Genomic DNA, 19,792 nt, shown 5'->3' with positions numbered 1-19,792 from the left:
TCCACAGGCAACTCGCCCGACAGCACGCCATGCACTCGATCGAAGAACGCATTGGAAACGCGTGGATAGCGATCGGCGGTTATGGCAGCGGGGCGCATGACCCCATCGTTGAGAATGCTGTGCAGCTGACTGTAATAAGGCATGGCCGCGAGCAATTCGGGATCTTGATAGAGCGACTCGATCACCGGGTTATAGGCGCCGACCAGAGCCCGGTGTTTCTGTTGTTGGGCACTGCTCAGGTAGCTCACCAACTCGGCGGCAAGTTTTGGATGGGCGCTGTAACGCGATACCGCCAGACCCCACCCGCCGAGAGTGGCAGCATGGGTGCCGGTGGTGCCGCCTTGGGGCAGGGGGGCGACGCCGACCTTGTCTTTTACGATACTGTCCTTGCCTTGCACCAAGGCCCAGACATACGGCCAGTTACGCATGAACAACGCATTACCCGACTGAAATACACCTCGGCCTTCTTCTTCGGTGTAGTTGAGTACGCCGCGCGGGGAGATGTCTCCTACCCAGCTTTTCGCCAGGGTCAACGCCGTTCTTGAAGCCTCGCTGTTGACCACGATGTCGCCTTGCGGATTGACCAGCCCGCCTTGTGGTTGGCTACTGATCCACTCCAGCGCATTACACGTCAGGCCCTCGTAGGCGCGCCCCTGAAAGATGTAACCCCACGCATTGGGATTCCCGGCGTTGCGTTCGCCCTGTTGAACATCCCGGGCGGTAGCGGTCATTTCCTCCCAGGTCTGGGGAACCTGCTTGTTGTACTTCTCGAGCAAGTCCTTGCGGTAATACAACAGGCCCGAGTCCGTGTACCACGGCATCATCACCAACTGTCCATTCACCGTGGCGTTATCCACCTGGGCCTGGAAATAACCCTGGGTCGCGTTGGCGGGAAGCAGCTCGCGCAAATCCATCAGGTGTTTGGCCAGCATCCCTGGCCATACCATGTCGATTTGAATGACGTCGATGTCGCTGGACTGTGCACTGAGAATCTGTTGGTAGAAAGACAACCGCTCGGTCGCCGAGTTAGGCGTGGAAACTACTTCGACGTGATTGCCGGTCTGTTTCGACCACGCCTCAACCCCCTCTTTGCAGAGTTGCAACTCCGCACCCACGGCCCCGCACGAGATCGTCAGATCGGCTGCAGTCGAGAGGGATGGAAGCCCGACACAAAGGGTGAGTAACGCGGCAGGAAGAAGCGTTTTCAGTTGTTTCATAAAGCCCTCTTTATTTTTGTATTTTTTAGCGTTAACGTTAACAACGTCAATGTAGCAGCGTATTTGCGATGAGGCATCTTTTTTTTGTGGATTTTGGTAATCCATAGCTCACAAAAAAAAAGGCCGATCACGACAACAAGACAATAAAAACAAAACAGGAAATCCCCATGCAGAAAGCATCAAGCTGGCTACTCGCAGGCGTGCTCGGCACCACGGCGGCGACCTCTCAGGCCGCGACTCTGGAAGAGCGCATGGCGGCGTTTGAAGCCCGTGCCAGCGCAGCGGAAAAACGTGCAGCGGCAGCTGAACAGCAAACCCAGACACTTGCCAGAGAATTGCAGCAAATCAAACTGGCTACTCCCGCCTTGCAGCCGGCGGCGTCCACTGCGACAGCCACTTCGGCACCTATCTCGGCACCCACGTTGGACACTCGACTGGCAAAACTCGAAGCCCGTCAGCAAAGCATGGAAAAGCAGGACAGCAGCGCACACCTCACTGACGGCTTCAGTTTCAAGGGCTACGCGCGCTCCGGATTGTTGATCAACGATGGGCTGGGTGGTGGTCGTGGCGGGCCTTATACCACTCCTGCCGGTTCAGTCGGGGGGGCAGTTGGGCGACTGGGTAACGAAGACGACACCTACATGCGCATCGACCTGTCGAAAGAAATCCTGGCGCAGAACGGTACCCGCTCCAAATTCACGGTGTCCATCGCCGACGGTGTGGAGAGCTCCAATGACTGGACGGCCGACGAAAGTAACCTGAACGTACGTCAGGTATTTACCGAGCTCGATCATCTTGCCGCCTTCAAGGGCAATTCGACGTTCGAGAACGCGACCCTGTGGGCAGGTAAACGATTCGACAGGGACAATTTCGATATCCACTGGCTGGACTCGGACGTCGTTTTTCTGGCCGGCACCGGGGGTGGTATCTACGATGTGCAGATGAACAAGGATTGGCGCTCGAATTACTCTTTGATCGGGCGTAACTATGGAGATTTCAGTGAGGGCGGTGTCAATGCCGATGTGGAAAGCTACATCCTGACCTCCAATCAGTTCTTCGATAATGGTCAGTGGCAGTGGATGTTCAATGGCATTGGTTCAAAGAAAAACGACTTTGCCACTCGCACCAATGCAGCGGGCCTGACGCCTGCGGATTCCGGCTTGCACAGCATGGTGGCCAATCACCAGAAAAACTTTTTCGGCAGGGAAGGCTTCTTCAAAACGGCGCTGCTCTACGGGCAAGGTCTGGGGGCAGAGGTCAAGAACATCGGTTCGGATGGCGAACTGATCGACGATGCCCGCGCGCTGCGTCTGGCGCTTTACGGCGAGACACCTATTGCCCCCGGCTGGCGCATCGGCCCTAGCTTGCTGGCCGAACAAAGCAAGGACCGGTACGTCAAGGGTGACGATTACCGCTGGATGACCCTGAACGTGCGGTTGGCCAATGAAATCAACAGCAATTTCGAGATGGCCTACGAAATGAGCTGGCAAACCATGGACCTCGACCCCAAGGGCTACATGCAACGTAATGCGGTCGACGGTAACTTCTGGAAATTCACCATCGCCCCGACATTCAAACCCGACGTTGGAGACCTGCTCACACGTCCTGAGTTGCGAGTGTTCGCAAGTCTGATGAACTGGTCTTCGGACCTGGACGGATACAGTTCCACAGACAACTTCGGCAAGTCGGATTTCAATGCTGGGGGCGTATGGCAGTACGGCATACAGATGGAAACCTGGTTTTAATATATGAACGCGTCCGGCCAACACCAAGGCGCATTGAGTAAGTGATTACCGGTCGAAGCTGATTGGCCAGCAGTTACCTACGACAAAGTATTGAGGAAATGACGATGGTATTGCCTCGCGCAGTAGTATTTGGCGAAGCTCTGACCGACCTTGTCCAAGGCACTCCTGGACAGTGGAAGGGCTACCCAGGTGGTGCTCCCTGGAACGTTGCGCGAGCGCTAAGTCGCTTGGGTGTTGGCTGCGCTTTTGCTGGGTCTGTGAGCACGGATTCACTGGGTGACGAGATAGTTTCGCAGTCGGAAGCGGCGGCGTTAGATATGAGGTTTATCCAACGGGTAGACCGAGATCCTTTGGTCGCCATTGTTCCATCAAGCCGTCCTCCAAAGTACTTTTTTGCTGGAGATGCCGATCTGTTTTTTGATCCTGATCTGATGCCCGAAGGATGGATCAACCAAGCAGAGCTGTGTCATTTCAGCTGCATCAGTTTGGCTCGACAGCCACTCGCAGACAGGCTGGTTAAAATTGCTCGGCAGGCCAAAGAAGCTGGTAAACGGATTAGCTATGATCCGAACTGGCGCAATTTAATGGATAGCCATTATCGGGAGCAGACCTTCCCTACGATGACCGCCCTTGCTGACAGGATTAAGCTTTCCGACGAAGACCTTCGGCAAATTTATCCAGGGCTGACCGAGCACCAGGCAATGGATGAGCTTCGCGCTCTCAATCCTCAAGCGCAGATCCTGTTTACCCGAGGGGAACACGGGATGATTCTCCACACCCCGGACAGCCAACTCGAGCAGCCGGCTATTGCCGTGAAAGTGGAAGACACGGTTGGAGCAGGAGACGCTTGTATGGCTGGTTGGCTGGCGGCGGAGTTGCTGGGGATCTCAGACTTGAGCGCGCGCCTGCGATTTTCAGCGGCTTGCGCATCCATATCTTGCCGCTATGCCGGAGCCCATGCTCCAGCGCTAACTGATGTGGAAAGTTTGCTTCAGCTGCTAACACGTACCTGACCATGGTTGTCGGCGCCGAGGAGTTGTCCAAGTAAAACGACGCAACTCGTGGCTGATAGACCTTTTAAGCGTGAGCCCCTGAGTATGGGAATGCGGAACCTTCCCATACTCAGGGGCTTGGCCGTCTTGTGGCGTTATTTCTGGCGAGCGAAGCAGGGGCGATGATCAACGGCGCGACCTAATTGTAGATGGTGGTTGCACCATCCAGGTGACACCAGTGAGCGAACAATTAATTATAGGCAGTGATTTTAATGGTGCATTACTCAAACTCTCATGATGTGACACTGACGCCCGGTTGGAAGGCGCTCTCCCGTCACCGTGAAGCGATGCAGGATTTCAGCATGCGCGAAGCCTTTAATGGCGATCCGCAGCGCTTTACCCAATTCACTCTTAGCAGCTGCGGCCTGTTTCTCGACTACTCGAAAAACCTGATCAACGCCGAGACCCGCAACCTGCTGGTGGGCCTGGCCAACGAAGTCGACCTCAAAGGCGCGATCAAAGCGCTGTTCGATGGCGAAATCGTCAACTCTTCCGAAGGGCGCCCGGCGCTGCACACCGCACTGCGCCGCCCGGTGGGCGACAAGTTGTCGGTCAACGGCGTCAACGTGATGCCCGATGTGCACAAGGTGCTGAATCAGATCACCGACCTCGTGGGCCGCATCCATAACGGTTTGTGGCGCGGTTACACCGAGAAGCCAATCACTGACGTGGTAAACATCGGCATTGGTGGCTCGTTCCTCGGCCCTGAGCTGGTGTCCGAAGCGCTGCTGTCCTACGCCCAGAAAGGCGTGCGCTGCCATTATCTGGCGAACATCGACGGCAGTGAGTTCCACGAACTGACTATGAAGCTGCGCGCCGAGACCACGCTGTTCATCGTCTCGTCGAAATCCTTCAACACCCTCGAAACCCTGAAAAACGCCCAGGCTGCACGCGCCTGGTACCTGGATCAGGGTGGTTCGGAAGCCGAGCTGTACCGTCACTTCATTGCCGTTTCCAGCAACAATGCGGCGGCGGTGGCATTCGGTATTCGCGAAGAAAACATCTTCCCGATGTGGGACTGGGTCGGCGGGCGTTACTCGCTGTGGTCGGCTATCGGTTTGCCGATTGCCCTGGCCATCGGCATGTCGAACTTCAAGGAACTGCTGTCCGGTGCCTACACCATGGACCAGCACTTCCAGAGCGCGCCTTTCGAACAGAACATGCCGGTGCTGCTGGCCTTGCTCGGTGTCTGGTACGGCAACTTCTGGGGCGCGCAAAGCCACGCGATCCTGCCGTACGACCACTACCTGCGCAACATCACCAAACACTTGCAGCAGCTGGACATGGAATCCAATGGCAAGAGCGTGCGTCAGGACGGCACGCCAGTGTCCACCGATACCGGCCCGGTGATCTGGGGCGGCGTCGGCTGCAACGGTCAGCACGCTTATCACCAGTTGCTGCACCAAGGCACCCAGCTGATTCCGGCCGACTTTATCGTGCCGATCGTCAGCTTCAACCCGGTGTCCGACCACCACCAGTGGCTGTACGCCAACTGCCTGTCGCAAAGCCAGGCGCTGATGCTGGGCAAGAACCGCGCCGAGGCCGAAGCCGAGCTGCGTGACAAAGGCATGAGCGAGGACGAAGTGCAGAAGCTGGCGGCACACAAGGTGATCCCGGGCAACCGTCCGAGCAACACCCTGGTGGTCGAACGCATCAGCCCGCGTCGTCTTGGCGCACTGGTGGCGCTGTACGAACACAAAGTCTTCGTACAAAGCGTGGTCTGGGGCATCAATGCCTTCGATCAGTGGGGCGTGGAACTGGGTAAAGAGCTGGGCAAAGGCGTCTACAACCGCCTGGTCGGTAGCGAAGAAGCGCCGGCCGAAGACCCGTCAACGCAAGGACTGATCAGGTACTTCCGTAGCCTTCACCGTGGCTGAGAAGCCCCATGTTGTTTGAAAGAAGTCTTCCTGCTCCAGCGATTAGGCTCTCTTTTATTAGTCCTCAGTCGCAACCGGGTTGGGCCCCACTCACAGCCAATACTTCATCCATTCGCGAGTTCGCCCCAATGTTCGACTCTCTTTCCATCCGCCTGAAAATCGTTCTGCTGTCCGGCCTGTGCCTGCTGGGTGTGGTCTTCCTGATCGTCGGCATGAACATCTACCAAACCAATCGCAACGTTGAACTGGTCAGTGCCTCCAGCAGCAAGATGCTCACCGCCAGCGTGCAGGATTTGCTCCAGGCCAAGGTGGCCGAGCAAGCCATGCGGGTACAGAAGACCTTTGGCGAAAGCCTGTTGGTGGTGACCGCACTGGCCGATCAAATCAAAGACATGCGCACCATGGCCGCCAAACGTTCGCTGGCAGCCAGCGTCCTGCGTGAGGAGTTGAACCAGAGCCTGAAAACCGCCTTCGAGCGCAACAGCAAAGTGCTGGGGATCTGGCTGGCATTCGAACCCGACGGCCTGGATGGCAAGGACAGAGAATTCGCCAATGATGCAGCTCGTCAGTCCAATGAGGCCGGTCGCTTCGCCAGTTATTGGAGTCGTGTCGGCGGTACCGGGATCAATACGATCATGGTCGAAGACGACATGACCAAAACCACTCTGAGCCTCAGCGGCGCGCCTTACAACAGTTGGTACACCTGCCCCCGCGATAGCAAGCAAACCTGCCTGTTGGATCCGTATGCCGATACGGTTGCCGGTAAGGCAGTGCTAATGACCACCATTTCCGTACCGCTGCTGGTGGACGGCAAATCCATCGGTGTGGTCGGTGTGGACATCGCCCTCGATGCCCTGCAAGCCGCGGCGGTCGATTCACAGCGTGACCTGTTCAACAACGCCGGGCACATGCTGATCGTATCCGGCAGCGGTGTACTGGCCGGTTACAGTATCGACGCGAGCAAGGTCGGTAAAAGCATTGGCGACACCTTGGGTATAGACGGCCAGGAGATTCTGCAACTGCTCAGCGCCGGCACGCCAAAAATCCTCGAACAGGGCGACCTGATCCGTGCGGTGTACCCGGTCAGCCCAATCGCCGAGTCCAAAGCCTGGGGCGTGGTGATCGACCTGCCGAAACAAGTGATGCTAACCGACTTGGTAAAACTGCAAGCGGTGCTCAATGACGCACAGCGAAGTGGCACGATCAAAGCAATGCTGGTGGCAGTCGTTGCCGGCCTGGTCGGTCTGTTGCTGATCTGGCTCGCTGCTTCGGGCGTGACCCGGCCGATCAACAGCGTGGCCGAAATGCTCAAGGCGATTGCCAGCGGCGATGGTGACCTGACCCAACGCCTGCACTACAGCAAGAAAGATGAACTGGGCGAACTGGTCAGCTGGTTCAACCGCTTCCTCGACAAGCTGCAACCGACCATCGCGCAGATTAAACAAAGCATCACCGACGCCCGTGGCACCGCCGACCAGTCTTCGGAAATCGCCCGTCAGACCAGCGAAGGCATGCAGGTGCAGTTCCGCGAAATCGACCAGGTTGCCACCGCATCCAATCAAATGAGCGCCACCGCCCATAACGTCGCCAACAGTGCGTCGAACGCGGCCAATGCGGCCAAAGGTGCCGACCAGTCGGCCCGCGATGGCATGTCGATCATCGAGCGCAGCACCCGTGACATCAATCAGTTGGCTGAAGAGGTCAGCAAGGCCGTGACCGAAGTCGAAGTGCTGGCGGTCAACAGCGAGCAGATCGGTTCGGTACTGGAAGTGATCCGCAGCATCGCCGAGCAGACCAACCTGCTGGCGCTCAACGCGGCAATTGAAGCGGCGCGTGCCGGTGAGAGCGGTCGCGGTTTCGCAGTGGTGGCCGATGAAGTGCGCAACCTGGCCAAACGGACCCAGGATTCGGTGGAAGAAATCCGCATCGTCATCGAACGCATCCAGACCGGCACCCGAGGCGTGGTCGCCACAATGCATTCGAGCCAGAACCAGGCCCACAGCAACGCCGGGCAGATCCAGCAAGCGGTCCAGGCGTTGAGCAAAATCAGTGAAGCGGTCACGGTGATCAGCGACATGAACCTGCAAATCGCCAGCGCTGCGGAACAGCAAAGCGCCGTGGCCGAAGAGGTCAACCGCAATGTTTCGGCCATCCGCACCGTCACCGAAACCCTGACGGGACAAGCCACTGAATCAGCGCAGATCAGCAGCCACCTCAACTCCCTGACCACCCAGCAGTTGAAATTGATGGATCAATTTCGGGTATAGCAAATACTCACTGCGGGGGCTGGCTTGCCCCTTTTCCGTAATGATGGCAAGTCACTTCTTACCGTCTGATTGACTAACAGGTGCCATCAGCGCATCGCCGCACCGACGATAGTCTCTTATCGTCGAGGCGATGTGGCTTACCACGACTCGCTCAGGCCTATCATGCTTAAATCTGCTAATACCACTCTTTACCCGTGCGCTGAAATGCGCACCAGTGCCGCATTGGCAAATGCCTCTTTGATCACGTTCTCTGCGATTCTTACCGTCGTCTTTGCAATGGCGGTCTCACTGCTGTTGTATTTCGCCCATGGCCTGAATCGTACGGAGGTGGAACAAGCGCAGTCCCTTATTGAGAAAAGCATAAATGAGGCTGAAAAGTCCTTGCACTTGACCATTAAGGACTATGCATTCTGGGGTGATGCCTATAAGCATTTGCACCGAACTGTCGATTTCGACTGGGCGTATGTGCGAGAAAATTTCGGTCCGGCCCAATTTGATGACTTTGGCTTTCAGGGGATGTTCGTCCTGGGACCTTCCGATCGTACCGTCTACTCCGTGATCGAGGGCAAGTTTAAGGATGTATCGGCCGCGGAATGGATCGGGCAGCCTATCGATAAGCTAGTAAGCGACGCTCGCGCCGAGTCCGAGTACGAAGAAGTTGTAACCCTGATTACGACCCTCAAAGGGACGCCGACATTGATCGCGGCAGCGGCCATTACGCCAGGCACGGACCCCACTGTAGAGCCGGATGGCAGGCCTTCATCGGTGATGATGATCGTCAAAATACTAGATCCCGCCAAGTTGGATGCAATCGGCGAAAGTCTGGGTATCAAAGGGCTACGCATTGCTACAGACAATGACACGACCGAGCCAAGCGTCATATTGCATGGTGACCACAACAACGTCATTCAACTGCAATGGAGCGCAGTGAAACCAGGACGGCAATTGGTTATCTTCGTGCTGCCGCTGATAGTCCTGGCAGGGCTCACCATCTTTCTAATGACTTGGATCATTCTGCGTCGCAACACAAAGGTCGCGCGCGCTCTGGACGAGAACCATGAGTTGTTGAGAAACAGCCAAGCCGCCTTGGCCATAAGCGAATCGCGCTTTCGCGACGTGGCAGAAGCCAGCTCTGATTGGATATGGGAAACTGATATCGAAGGGCGAGTAACTTATTTGTCCGATAGGTTCGAGACAGTCACCGGTCTGTCAAAGGCCCAATGGTTAGGCATTCCGATCGACAATCTGGTCGACTTGCAACATGGCACGCTGTCGGATTGGCTTCGAAGCAACAATAGACTTTGCAACAGGACCACGGAATGCAGCTACACCGATGTCCATCTATGTAAACGAATCGCCAGAATAGCAGCGCGCAATATTGACAAGAAGGGTTTTCGCGGCACCGCAACAGACGTAACTGAAGAAATAGAATCGCGCCAACGCATCGAATACCTTTCTAAACACGACGTACTGACGGGGCTACCAAACAGGAGCCAGTTGCGCGAGTTTCTTGAACGCAAATTTTCCACAGTGCTTGCATCAAACTCACCGTTGGCCATGCTGACCATCGACCTTGATCGGTTCAAGCCAGTCAATGATCTTCTTGGGCATGCTGCGGGGGATCGTGTGCTGAACAAGATTGCGGCTCGACTCAAACAGTGCGTCCGTAATGAAGACATTGTGGCTAGAGTGGGCGGTGACGAGTTTGTCATGGTCATCTCCGGCAAGGTTGAGCATTCGGAAGTCGAAACCATTTGCCGTCGATTGATTGGTTTGATTGAGCAAGCAATCGTGATAGATGGTCAAAACATCTTTGTCAGCGCTAGTGTGGGGATTGCAATGGCACCCCGGGACGCATCGCAGGCAATTGAATTATTGCGCTATTCAGATATTGCGCTGTATGAGGCAAAAGCCAGCGGCCGCGGTATCTGGCGATTTTATGATGGGGAGATGAACGCCCGGATCGTTGAGCGTAGACGACTAGAAAGTGATCTTCGATATGCTATCAACCACAATGAACTGCGACTTCAATTTCAGCCCAGGTTTCGAATTTCTGACGGCAAGATGGTGGGAGCCGAGGCATTGGTTCGTTGGGAACATCCTATACGGGGCCTATTGGCCCCTGAGGAGTTTATCCCGATCGCCGAAGAAACAGGGCTCATCACTGTATTGGGTGATTGGGTCTTGCACACGGCTTGCTGTCAAGCTATTCGCTGGCCCGAGGATCTATTCGTATCGGTCAACGTTTCCTCGAAAGAATTCCAGGGAGGTCAGTTGGTCGAGCGCGTAAAAACTGCCTTGATCACATCTGGACTAGTAGCGGCACGGCTCGAACTGGAAGTGACTGAAAGCGTCATGCTGGAAGATGCCGATAATGCACTTCTCTTGATGCGAACCCTGAAATCACTTGGGGTCAGAATATCGATGGATGATTTTGGTACGGGTTACTCATCCTTGAGCTATTTGCGGTCGTTTCCTTTCGACGGGCTTAAGATCGATCGTAGCTTTGTTAATAGGCTGAGCGAGGACCCAGTTGATCTGGCGATCATCAAAGCCGTGATCGGGCTGGGCCGAGCACTTTCGCTCACGGTGACCGCCGAAGGTATTGAAACACTTGAACATCTTCAGTTGCTCGATTCAGTTTCATGTGATGAAGGCCAAGGTTATTTTTTGTGTCGACCAATGTGCGCGAGCAAATTCGACGACTTGTTGCTATCAGCTAAGCATGTCAGTCGGTAGATGAAGATTGGCGACTAGTACTTGGGTCTCAACGCCTAGTAATACTGTGTCTCTTAGCCGTGACGTTTTACGTCATCGCCAATCTTTAAAAAACGAATACATTACTGATTGGCTTTACCTTATGCGGGTTTTCTTTTGTCTGCGAACTCTACAGATGTTGCTGACTCTGAAACAACAGACAAGATTAAGCTGAATCCCACTAGGCACTGCCTGTCATCATCAATAAAAAGTGGCTAATAAGAAGTGAATCATCATTATGGGTAGAGTTGTTGCTGCTGCGGTTTACAGCGCAGGTAAGAAAGTCACCAATATCAACCTCGACGAAGGCGCTGCCTGGGCTGCCAAGCCTGGCCACTTTGTGTGGATTGGCCTCGAAGAACCGAACGCCCAGGAGCTGTTCAACCTGCAACGCCAGTTCAACCTGCACGAACTGGCCATTGAAGACGCCTTGGAAAAACACAGCCGACCGAAGCTGGAAACATTCGGTGACGCGCTGTTTATCGTCACGTATTCGCCGATCCGCACTGAAGGCAAACTGCAGTTCATCGAGACTCATATCTTTGCCGGCAAGGGCTACATCATTACCGCACGCAATGGTCATTCGGCGTCTTACGCCCATGTTCGACAACGTTCTGAGGCGCGGCCGCTGTTGCTGGAGCATGGGGAAGATTTCGCACTCTATGCCATCCTCGACTTCGTGATTGAAAACTACCAGCCGATGGGCGAAGCGATCCATGCCGAGATCGATGAGCTGGAGAGCAGCGTAATGTGCGGCTCCCTGAATGAGCATGACATTCAGAAACTCCACAGTCTGCGCCGCGATGTATTGCGCTTGCGCCGGTTTGCGGCACCGATGGTGGAGATTGGTGAGGAGCTGCAGAACCTGAGCTTTCCATTTATTGACAAGAACATGCGTCCGTATTTTCGCGATGTGCAGATTCACGTCAGGCGGCAAATGGAAGACCTGACGACCCTGGCAGACATCGCCAGCCAGACCATCGAGGTCGGGGTGTTGCTGGAGGCGTCACGGCAGAGTGTGGTGCAGCGCAAGTTTGCGGCGTGGGCGGCGATTCTGGCGTTCCCGACAGCGGTAGCCGGGATTTACGGAATGAACTTCCAGGACATGCCGGAGTTGAGTTGGCATTACGGGTATTTCGCGGTGTTGGGGTTTATCACTCTTGGGTGCGTCGGTTTGTGGGCAAGTTTCAAGCGGTCGGGGTGGTTGTAGTCAATCCGATCTCCTTCGAACGCTTTGCACAATTGATTGATCCCACATGGATCGAACAGGCGCTGGCGTTCACCGGTACGAACGAATAAGCGGGCAGAAGCGCGAATTAGCTTAGTCAGCTACATAGACGTTCGTATGCCGTTTGGGCCGCCTCCGCGGCCTAAACATCCATTCACGCCCAACCAGGCGTGCCTTATCCCTGTCATGAGATATCACTCGATGTTTTTACAAAAATCCCTGCGAGCACAAATTCTCGCCCTGTTGAGCGGCAGCCTGTTGGTGATGTTGCTGATCGCTTTGGCCTCCTTTCACTTTCTGTCCAATGGCGTTCAGAGCTACGCGAACCTGATCGAAGGTCCGTTGCACACCTCGCAACTGATCGATGAAGCCAACCTGCAATTCAAGGTGCAGGTTCAGGAGTGGAAAAACGTCCTGCTGCGCGGCAAGCAGCCAGCGGACCTGGATAAATACTGGAAGCAGTTCGAGGATGGCCAGCGCAACGTGCAGGACATCCTCGGCGAGCTGGCCGGGCAGAAGGGCATCGAGCCGCAACTCAAGACCCGCATCGAACGCCTGCGTGAAGAGCATCGCGTATTAGGTGCGGCGTATCGCAAGGGCCGTGATGCCTACGTCGCTGCCGGTGCCGACCCCGCGGCCGGCGACAACGCGGTCAAGGGCGTGGACCGTGCAGCCAGCGAACAGATGAATGAGTTGGTCAGCGAACTGCGCAAGCAGGGTACCGAGCAATCGAAGCTGATCAGCGCCAGCGCCGATCAGACCGTGTTGCTGGGGCTCGTGGTGATGCTGGTGTCGGGCCTGCTGATAGGCCTGTTGAGTTGGTGGCTGGTCAACCGCAACCTGGTGGAGCCGATCCGCAAACTAATCGACTATGTGGCACAACTCAGCCAGGGGCGCTTCGCCGAACGCGTGGCCAGCACCCGTCAGGACGAGTTGGGCAATCTGGCCAAATCCGCCAACACCTTGCGCGATTTCCTGGCTGAAACCTTCAGCCGCTTGCAGCGCAGTGCGTCGGATCTGGACAGCGCCAGTGGCGAGCTGAACTCGATTGCCGGCCTCATGGCCAGCGGCACCAACGAGCAGTTCAACCGCACCGATCAGGTGGCCACGGCGATGAACGAAATGTCCGCCACCGCGCAAGAAGTCGCGCGTCACGCAGCCGATGCGGCCCGTGCGGCCGATGATGCCGACCAGTCCGCCCAGCAGGGCGAGAAGGTTATGCAGGGCACCATTCACACCATCACTCAAATGCGTGGCGAAATCGCCAACACCGCCACGGTCATCCGTCGTCTGGAAGCCGACAGCGGACGCATCGGTAAAGTGCTGGAAGTAATACGCGGCATCGCTGAACAGACCAATCTGCTGGCGCTCAACGCCGCAATCGAAGCGGCCCGCGCCGGTGAAGCCGGGCGTGGTTTTGCGGTGGTCGCCGATGAAGTACGCAGCCTGGCCCAGCGCACAGCGGCATCGATCATCGAGATCAACCAGATCATTCAAACCGTGCAAACCGGCGCAGTGGACGCGGCTCAGGCTATCGAAAGCGGCCAGTCGCGCAGCGAGGAAAGTGTCGAACAAGTGACTCAGGCTGGCGCCATGCTCGAGCGCATCACCCATGCCGTGGAAGCCATTCGCGACATGAACCGCCAGATCGCCACCGCCGCCGAAGAGCAGACCTCGGTGGCCGAAGACATCTCGCGCAACCTCACCGAAATCACCAGCATTGCCAGTACCAACCTGGACAATGTGCAACGCACCGAAGCGGCCAGCCACAATCTGCATGGCTTGTCGGGGCAGTTAAATGAAGTGACGGCACGCCTTAGCGCCTAGTCGGGCCGTTGGGGGTTAGATCGGCTGCTTGCTGAGCTGCCATGTTGGAAGACATCGAGCCCCATATTTAGTCATAGACTTGCTCGGGGCAATGTAAAGACCAAAAACTCTCATCATTTGTGTAAGCTTCCGGCAGTGATACTTAATCTATTAAACGTGTGCTGTATTCCACTTTGGCTAATTCCAGTCAGTTAAGCCCCTCCAGTTTTTTTGGGGGTGTTTGACTGGCCTAGGCTTGACAAGCCAGTCTAAGAGTCGGCGCCATCGCAGCAACGTTTGCGTCAGTGCGAAGCTATGGATGTTTGATTTGCTGAACAACGCTAAATACGCATACTTCATACAAATCACTGTTTTTGGTGTAACGTTACGAAACTAATCACATAGAGATTTCCCATGTCCAAACTTGCAGAATTTCGCCAACTAGAAATACATCTCGCCGAACAACTCCAAGCCCTCGAAGCTCTGAAAGGCGATGCTGGCCTTCAAAAAGAAATCGATTTCGAAAAGAAGCTGCGCAACTTGCTTGCCAAGTACGGCTACAGCCTGAAAGACGTAATCAACATGCTTGATCCACAAGCCGGTCGTCGTGCCTCCGCTGCCCAGTCCAATCGGGCACGCGTAAGTCACGCCAAGTGAAGGTCTACAAAAATCCGCATACCGGCGAGATGATTGAAACCAAGGGTGGCAACCACAAAACATTGAAGGAGTGGAAAGCTGAGTACGGCTCTGACACCGTAGAGTCTTGGCTGACCAAGTGATTTTTGATTTGAGTACAGAGGGGCTCTGCGGGGCCCTTTTTGCTGTACGGGTTTTATGAAAGCAAGGTTTCTGCGCGACGATAGCGCGATCTCGACGATGCACACATCGATGGGCGAGATTCAATTATCGTACTCTCACATGAACCATGGTTTCCGCGTACGTTCTCGTTTTTTACTTTACTACCCGAGGTGGAATTCCCTACAGACGAGTTAGTTCGTTTACTACTTGGCATCATCTGTGTGGGTGCATTATTGGAGGTTTTCTTCGGTCACTAATTATTCAGCAATGAACCAATGCTCTAGATCCTGTCCTTGCGGTTTGCCTTGCTTTTCCCAAAGCTGATATGCCGCTTCTCGTATTTTTTGTTCGTCCATTTCAAATTCCTGCCGTTTTCCCAGTACAAAACGTGATCACCAGATCAACGATGACGTCGCCAGTTCCATCCGCGGTTTCCTGGCATTTGACTGTCCTGCATTCGTTTTCGCTCATGATCGTTTGACTCTCATTCCATCGTAGGGGAGGTTTCAATATGCTCATGTTGAGTTCTACGCGGACGTATATTACCGGCCGGTCCAGCACTCAGGCAGCAACCTGACTCGCGTCCGAGCCTCACCCTCAATGAGTCGATTCATGATCGCCCCCGATACGATCTAGACGATCAAAGGTTAGACAAACACTGGCGTTTTCACAAAGTCTGGACCCAAAGCAGACAGTGAAGAGTACGTATAAGGCCTTTTGTGACACGTTATCGACAATGAGTGGAAGGTCTGGGTCATTGTCTTTAAGCTTGGACGCCAGTGTTTTTTTTGAAAATTTGAAAAACTGGCCAATTATCGAAGGTGCAACGAGGCTTCTCAATGAAAGAAAATCTTAGCGAGGAAGAAATGCGCCAGGCGCTTTTTGGTTTGGGAAGCAATGAGACAATTCCAACGGTTCAGGATTCGCTCATCACAGCAGACTCGCAACACGTGTCAAAACCTCGCAAGGTTGCCAGCTCTCGGTCACCCAAACTGAGGGTGACACTGCGTGTTAGGACAGAGTTCGAGGGCAAAGCGGACACCTTCGTCTACGAGGCGAACACGCTTAGTAGTCTTATCGCGGAACAGGAAGCAAAGGCTGAAGCAAAGAAGAAAAAATTTAAGTATTTTGAGCTGATCTCGATCAAAGCAATCTAGTGACCCTCTTGTCTGGAATTCCGCGGTGCGCAGCATGAATGGGTTGCAGCTTCAGGAGTTTTACGAGGCCTCAAACGACACCGTCATCCTTTTGTTAGTCGATGACCAGCAAATGAATTGGGTGAATTGAAGCGACTCGTTAATTTTGATGGACTGATAGATTTAGTAAACTGCAGACATCTTGACGAACTTCTACAAGCCGAATTGCAGAGCGCTAACGAAGCACAACAACGAACGGCTGCACTCGAAACTGGGATACCTGCCACCGACCGTTTACGAGCGGGCGATGGCGTCGACATCACCTATCGAGGTGTCCGGAATTTGTTGACCTCTACACATCCTCTATTGGGCATGCTCAAGCCTCTTGAAACAAAGCAACCCGATCATGCTGACAAAGGCGAAGACGAGCCAACCCATGCTGATCGGCGTCCATCGTGCGCCCATACTCCCCAGATAGTTCCCCAATGCTCCGCCTATTGCCCAAGAGACTGCTGACGCGCCGAAATAGCTTCCAGCATTGCTCTCGGTTGTCAGTTCAGCGAGAGCGATGTTCGACGCGGGTAAGATGAGGCTTTCACCGAACGTGAAAACTAAAGCTATGACGACGAGGATCACCAGAGACTGCTGTGAGTTCCATTCACGTAGGAAAATGAGCGCTGCCAGTGCGAAACTGGCGAGCAGCGCGAGATGACCGATTGACATCAGGAATTGCCACCTTGCCCGTTGAAACCATCGCATTCCCAGAAGCGCGGTTAAGACACCGAACAAAGCGTTCGCGATGTAGAACGGTCGCACACCGTTATACCCAGACACTCCCTGAGCGAAAGTCAGCGGGATGAACACATAAATTTGCGTGTACACAGTCCAGAACGGGATAAGTGCGATGCAGAGTCTTCGAAATTGCCTGTCGTGGAAAGCATCAAAAAGCACAGAGGCAACACAGCTCGGTCTTTCATTCACGCGCGTTCGTACAGCCGCGAACGGTGCCACCAAAGCCAACGCAGCGAAGATATAACCGCTCACTTCCAATGAAAAAGCGTCGCCATGGGCAGGCAGTAAGAGCAGCACAGTTGGCCCGACCAGCGCACCCAGGTTAAGTACAAGATTATTCAAGACGAATACACGCGAACGAATGTCTGTTTTGAGGGTGCCGAACACGGAGTGCGCGGTCGTTTCATAGAGGGCTGCGCCGAATCCACTCAAGAAAGCACATGCGGCCAACGCGGGGAAATCGAGAACATGGCCCAAACCGATGAATCCCATAGCACGGCACACCAAACCCAACGAAGCCAGTACTCTGCTATTGAATCGGTCGGCAGCGGATCCTAGAATAAGTGGCAACAACCGACTCGACAGCAGGCTCACGGTGAGTACGCTCGCGACGTCGCTGGCGCTCAAACCTCGCTCGACGCTCAGAAAGGCAGCCAGCAGCGGAAAAGACCCGAACACCGAGAGATTAACGAGAAACTGCAGAAAGAGCAGGACCGTTGTTGCTAAGCCGATACCGCCCGTCAAGCGATCAAAAAGCGGCGAAGCCCGGCGAACCTTCATTGATTGCCTGGCGTCACTCGCAGACCGAACGCTTTGCAAATCGAGTTTATTTCCCAATGCACGGTGATCAAAATCGTCCATCCTTCTCTCCCTGATGTATTTATGGACCGGAAGGACGAAGAGCACAAAAAAGCCCCGTCCGTTTCCGGCGGGGCTTTTCGGTTAAATTATGGCAAGTGTTTAGAGCGCACAACCTCCCCGCGGCCCGCCGATGGCGGTCGTGGTGGTGGTTGTCGTGGTGGTGAAGAAAAGTGCGTTCATTAGATTCAACGTAACGCCTTCCGTATTGTTCGTCAAAGGCAGATTGGTGTTTTCTCTAAGGAAACTCTGAAAAACACCTCCAGATTTGGTGAAATACCCGCCTCGTCACCCCACTGAACGGTTGAGCCCCGATGATAAGTATGCCGGTATCCATCTTCAAACAAACGGATGATGGTATTGCCGTACGCATGGCCATCTTTGCCACGCTGCTGGGTGTTCAGAACCAGATCCAGCACTCATTACGCGATGTAGGGTGGCGTGTGCCGATCTTTCTGCGGCCGGACGAGGCCGCGCCATACCGGGAGCAGTGACCACGGGCGACTACTTTTGGCCGTTTTCTGCCTGTGTTGACCGGCTGAAATCGACCCAAACGAGACGGTCAACGCAGGTCTCGCAGGCGTCCGTTACCTTACGTAGTGCGGACGTGTCCCTGAAAGCTCTACCTTTAAGTGCGGGCCAAGAGGCGGTGTTCAGTCAACTGGAATTGATATGGCGGGATAAAAGTATTGGCAGTTCTCGGGTGAGCAAGTAGTGAATCGCTGACTATCAAAAACGCACTATTAACGATATTCAAAATGATCGTGAAAACATTGAAAAATTCAGCACCGAGCAGGGTTAAGATGGATCCGCGCACCAAGCCACTACAAGCCGCGCCCACCCGAACCTGGCCAAGCTGTACGATAAGCTGGCTGAGCGCGCCTCGTTCAAGGACACCGTGCCACAGTAAACGCCGCGCCACTGGACAATTAGGACGCGTTAAAAAAATGGGACGTTTTGGCGGACAACAGCGGAGTGGAGCAGGGGTTTCACGGGGTCTGGCCCGTGCCTGCGCAACGGATCTCCACATGGCGATCCCCTCGATGCAGGGCACCAGGCGCGCCGCAGTGCGAGCACTGCAAGCGATTGGCAACGCGCCAGCGCGCCGGTTGCGGTCAGCAAAAACGGCCAAGTTGTTTTTTGACGCGGCCTTAGTGGAAAACGACGCGCCGCCCGGCTTCCAGGCGGCGTTTTTTATCGGAAAGCACGCATGAGCAAAACCCCCAACGACAAAGCCCAGCAGCGCCTGCAAATGGCCGACATCGCGCGCATTGCCGGCGTCTCCACCTCGACCGTCTCGCGCGCCCTCAGCGGCAGCAAGCTGATCAACGACAAGACGCGCCAGCGCATCCTGGAACTGGCGCGCTCGCTCAAGTATTCGATCAACATCGGCGCGCAAAACCTGCGCCTGAAGCAGAACCGTACCGTCGGCGTGGTGGTGCCGTACGACTCGCGGACGCCCCAGCACCTGTCCGATCCCTTCTTTTTGAGCATGCTGGGCAGCCTAGCCGACGCCCTCACCGAGCAGGGCTTTGACATGCTGCTGTCGCGGGTCGACGCCGAAACGCTGGACGCCGCCGCCCGACCCTTCGACAGCGGCCGCGTCATCGGCGTCATCCTGATCGGCCAATGGCGCCACCACGAGCAGCTCAACGAGCTGGCGGCGCGGCGCGTGCCCATCGTCGTCTGGGGCGCGCAACTGCCGCAGCAGTTGTACTGCACCATAGGCGGCGACAACGCCGCCGGCGGCCGGCTGGCGACCGAGCACCTGCTCGGGCGCGGCCGCCGCGGTATCGCGTTCTTCGGCGACACCCATTTGCCCGAGGTGGAGCAGCGTCACCAGGGTTACCGCGAGGCGCTGGCCGGGGCCGGCATGGCCAGCGACGAGCGGCTGCGCGTGCCAGTGTCGTTCCTGCCGCAGGGCGGCGCCGAGGCGGTCGACGAACTGCTGCGCCGCGGCGTGCCTTTCGACGCGGTGTTCGTCTGCAGCGACTTGCTGGCCATGACCACCATCAACGCGCTGCGCCAGCGCGGCAGGCGCGTGCCCGAAGATGTGGCCGTGGTCGGCTACGACGACATTGAACTGTCGAGCTACTTCCACCCGCCGCTGAGCACTGTGCGCCAGCCGGTCCACGCGGCCGGGCGGGCGCTGGTGGAGGCGCTGCTGGCGCTGCTCGACGGCGAAGCCGTCCCCTCGCGCCAGCTGGCCACCGAGCTGGTGGTGCGCGCCACCAGCTGAACGGCCGGCGACACCGCCAT

14 protein-coding genes and 2 pseudogenes are annotated in these 19,792 nt (G+C 55.6%); 13 read left to right on the top strand and 3 right to left on the bottom strand.

What is annotated here, in order from left to right; translation table 11 throughout:
* The coding region (locus ACZ3HH_RS28760; RefSeq protein WP_465809801.1) for an ABC transporter substrate-binding protein at nucleotides 1-1,217 on the bottom strand (1,217 nt) is incomplete at its 3' end.
* Nucleotides 1,218-1,384: 167 nt separating this feature from the next.
* Here ACZ3HH_RS28760 and ACZ3HH_RS28755 point away from each other — a divergent pair.
* The 9 genes and pseudogenes from ACZ3HH_RS28755 (at nucleotide 1,385) to ACZ3HH_RS28715 (ending at nucleotide 14,728) form a co-directional block, all read left to right on the top strand.
* Complete coding sequence (locus ACZ3HH_RS28755) at nucleotides 1,385-2,962, top strand: carbohydrate porin (protein WP_465809799.1); 1,578 nt, start codon at nucleotides 1,385-1,387, stop codon at nucleotides 2,960-2,962.
* Nucleotides 2,963-3,066: 104 nt separating this feature from the next.
* Nucleotides 3,067-3,975 carry a carbohydrate kinase family protein gene (locus ACZ3HH_RS28750; RefSeq protein ID WP_465809804.1) on the top strand — a complete coding sequence of 303 codons (909 nt, stop codon included), beginning with the start codon at nucleotides 3,067-3,069 and terminating at the stop codon, nucleotides 3,973-3,975.
* 251 nt (nucleotides 3,976-4,226) lie between these two features.
* Nucleotides 4,227-5,891 (top strand): glucose-6-phosphate isomerase, encoded by a 1,665-nt coding sequence (pgi, locus tag ACZ3HH_RS28745; protein ID WP_465809797.1) that lies wholly within the window; start codon nucleotides 4,227-4,229, stop codon nucleotides 5,889-5,891.
* Between the two features lie 8 nt (nucleotides 5,892-5,899).
* Nucleotides 5,900-7,300 (top strand): annotated as a pseudogene (locus ACZ3HH_RS28740) (methyl-accepting chemotaxis protein); the annotation flags it as partial.
* Nucleotides 7,301-7,402: 102 nt separating this feature from the next.
* Nucleotides 7,403-8,158, top strand: coding sequence for a methyl-accepting chemotaxis protein (locus ACZ3HH_RS28735; RefSeq protein WP_436275848.1), 756 nt, complete (start codon nucleotides 7,403-7,405; stop codon nucleotides 8,156-8,158).
* Between the two features lie 204 nt (nucleotides 8,159-8,362).
* Nucleotides 8,363-10,897 carry a bifunctional diguanylate cyclase/phosphodiesterase gene (locus ACZ3HH_RS28730; RefSeq protein WP_465809795.1) on the top strand — a complete coding sequence of 845 codons (2,535 nt, stop codon included), beginning with the start codon at nucleotides 8,363-8,365 and terminating at the stop codon, nucleotides 10,895-10,897.
* Nucleotides 10,898-11,153: 256 nt separating this feature from the next.
* Nucleotides 11,154-12,125, top strand: a complete 972-nt coding sequence (locus tag ACZ3HH_RS28725; protein WP_465809793.1) for a magnesium and cobalt transport protein CorA — start codon at nucleotides 11,154-11,156, stop codon at nucleotides 12,123-12,125.
* Nucleotides 12,126-12,344: 219 nt separating this feature from the next.
* Nucleotides 12,345-13,970 (top strand): methyl-accepting chemotaxis protein, encoded by a 1,626-nt coding sequence (locus tag ACZ3HH_RS28720; RefSeq protein WP_465809791.1) that lies wholly within the window; start codon nucleotides 12,345-12,347, stop codon nucleotides 13,968-13,970.
* Between the two features lie 393 nt (nucleotides 13,971-14,363).
* Nucleotides 14,364-14,728: pseudogene (locus tag ACZ3HH_RS28715) on the top strand (histone-like nucleoid-structuring protein, MvaT/MvaU family).
* A 276-nt stretch (nucleotides 14,729-15,004) separates the two neighbouring features.
* On the opposite strand, the gene ACZ3HH_RS28710 reads toward ACZ3HH_RS28715, so the two are convergent.
* Entirely contained in the window at nucleotides 15,005-15,103 is a 99-nt protein-coding gene (locus ACZ3HH_RS28710) for a DUF2934 domain-containing protein (protein ID WP_465809789.1), read from the bottom strand.
* Between the two features lie 483 nt (nucleotides 15,104-15,586).
* Between ACZ3HH_RS28710 and ACZ3HH_RS28705 the strand changes: the two genes are divergently transcribed.
* Nucleotides 15,587-15,904 carry a hypothetical protein gene (locus tag ACZ3HH_RS28705; protein WP_465809787.1) on the top strand — a complete coding sequence of 106 codons (318 nt, stop codon included), beginning with the start codon at nucleotides 15,587-15,589 and terminating at the stop codon, nucleotides 15,902-15,904.
* A gap of 342 nt (nucleotides 15,905-16,246) precedes the next feature.
* On the opposite strand, the gene ACZ3HH_RS28700 is transcribed toward ACZ3HH_RS28705, so the two are convergent.
* Nucleotides 16,247-17,536: an MFS transporter gene (locus ACZ3HH_RS28700; RefSeq protein ID WP_465809785.1), complete on the bottom strand. Its 1,290-nt coding sequence runs from the start codon at nucleotides 17,534-17,536 to the stop codon at nucleotides 16,247-16,249.
* Nucleotides 17,537-17,856: 320 nt separating this feature from the next.
* Here ACZ3HH_RS28700 and ACZ3HH_RS28695 point away from each other — a divergent pair, with 320 nt between their 5' ends.
* From ACZ3HH_RS28695 to ACZ3HH_RS28685, 3 genes are all read left to right on the top strand, one after another.
* Nucleotides 17,857-18,027: a hypothetical protein gene (locus ACZ3HH_RS28695; RefSeq protein ID WP_465809783.1), complete on the top strand. Its 171-nt coding sequence runs from the start codon at nucleotides 17,857-17,859 to the stop codon at nucleotides 18,025-18,027.
* A gap of 534 nt (nucleotides 18,028-18,561) precedes the next feature.
* Nucleotides 18,562-18,747, top strand: coding sequence for a hypothetical protein (locus ACZ3HH_RS28690; protein WP_465809781.1), 186 nt, complete (start codon nucleotides 18,562-18,564; stop codon nucleotides 18,745-18,747).
* The gene (locus tag ACZ3HH_RS28685) at nucleotides 18,744-19,772 is read left to right on the top strand and encodes a LacI family DNA-binding transcriptional regulator (protein WP_465809779.1); all 1,029 of its coding nucleotides are present in this window, start codon (nucleotides 18,744-18,746) and stop codon (nucleotides 19,770-19,772) included. Before ACZ3HH_RS28690 ends, ACZ3HH_RS28685 begins: the two co-directional genes overlap by 4 nt.
* The last annotated feature ends 20 nt before the right edge of the window (nucleotides 19,773-19,792 follow it).

It is taken from the genome of Pseudomonas sp. PME37.24/025, assembly GCF_055556615.1.
This window is presented reverse-complemented; position numbering and strand designations above follow the sequence as displayed.

What these genes read in the sequence shown, in the direction of transcription:
- ACZ3HH_RS28730 (WP_465809795.1), top strand. Translation starts at nt 8,363, where the DNA reads ATGCGCACCAGTGCCGCATTGGCAAATGCCTCTTTGATCACGTTCTCT.
- ACZ3HH_RS28725 (WP_465809793.1), top strand. Translation starts at nt 11,154, where the DNA reads ATGGGTAGAGTTGTTGCTGCTGCGGTTTACAGCGCAGGTAAGAAAGTC.
- ACZ3HH_RS28695 (WP_465809783.1), top strand. Translation starts at nt 17,857, where the DNA reads ATGCCGGTATCCATCTTCAAACAAACGGATGATGGTATTGCCGTACGC.
- pgi (WP_465809797.1), top strand. Translation starts at nt 4,227, where the DNA reads ATGGTGCATTACTCAAACTCTCATGATGTGACACTGACGCCCGGTTGG.
- ACZ3HH_RS28755 (WP_465809799.1), top strand. Translation starts at nt 1,385, where the DNA reads ATGCAGAAAGCATCAAGCTGGCTACTCGCAGGCGTGCTCGGCACCACG.
- ACZ3HH_RS28690 (WP_465809781.1), top strand. Translation starts at nt 18,562, where the DNA reads ATGGCGATCCCCTCGATGCAGGGCACCAGGCGCGCCGCAGTGCGAGCA.
- ACZ3HH_RS28705 (WP_465809787.1), top strand. Translation starts at nt 15,587, where the DNA reads ATGAAAGAAAATCTTAGCGAGGAAGAAATGCGCCAGGCGCTTTTTGGT.
- ACZ3HH_RS28720 (WP_465809791.1), top strand. Translation starts at nt 12,345, where the DNA reads ATGTTTTTACAAAAATCCCTGCGAGCACAAATTCTCGCCCTGTTGAGC.
- ACZ3HH_RS28735 (WP_436275848.1), top strand. Translation starts at nt 7,403, where the DNA reads ATGCAGGTGCAGTTCCGCGAAATCGACCAGGTTGCCACCGCATCCAAT.
- ACZ3HH_RS28710 (WP_465809789.1), bottom strand. Translation starts at nt 15,103, where the DNA reads ATGGACGAACAAAAAATACGAGAAGCGGCATATCAGCTTTGGGAAAAG.
- ACZ3HH_RS28750 (WP_465809804.1), top strand. Translation starts at nt 3,067, where the DNA reads ATGGTATTGCCTCGCGCAGTAGTATTTGGCGAAGCTCTGACCGACCTT.
- ACZ3HH_RS28685 (WP_465809779.1), top strand. Translation starts at nt 18,744, where the DNA reads ATGAGCAAAACCCCCAACGACAAAGCCCAGCAGCGCCTGCAAATGGCC.
- ACZ3HH_RS28700 (WP_465809785.1), bottom strand. Translation starts at nt 17,536, where the DNA reads ATGGACGATTTTGATCACCGTGCATTGGGAAATAAACTCGATTTGCAA.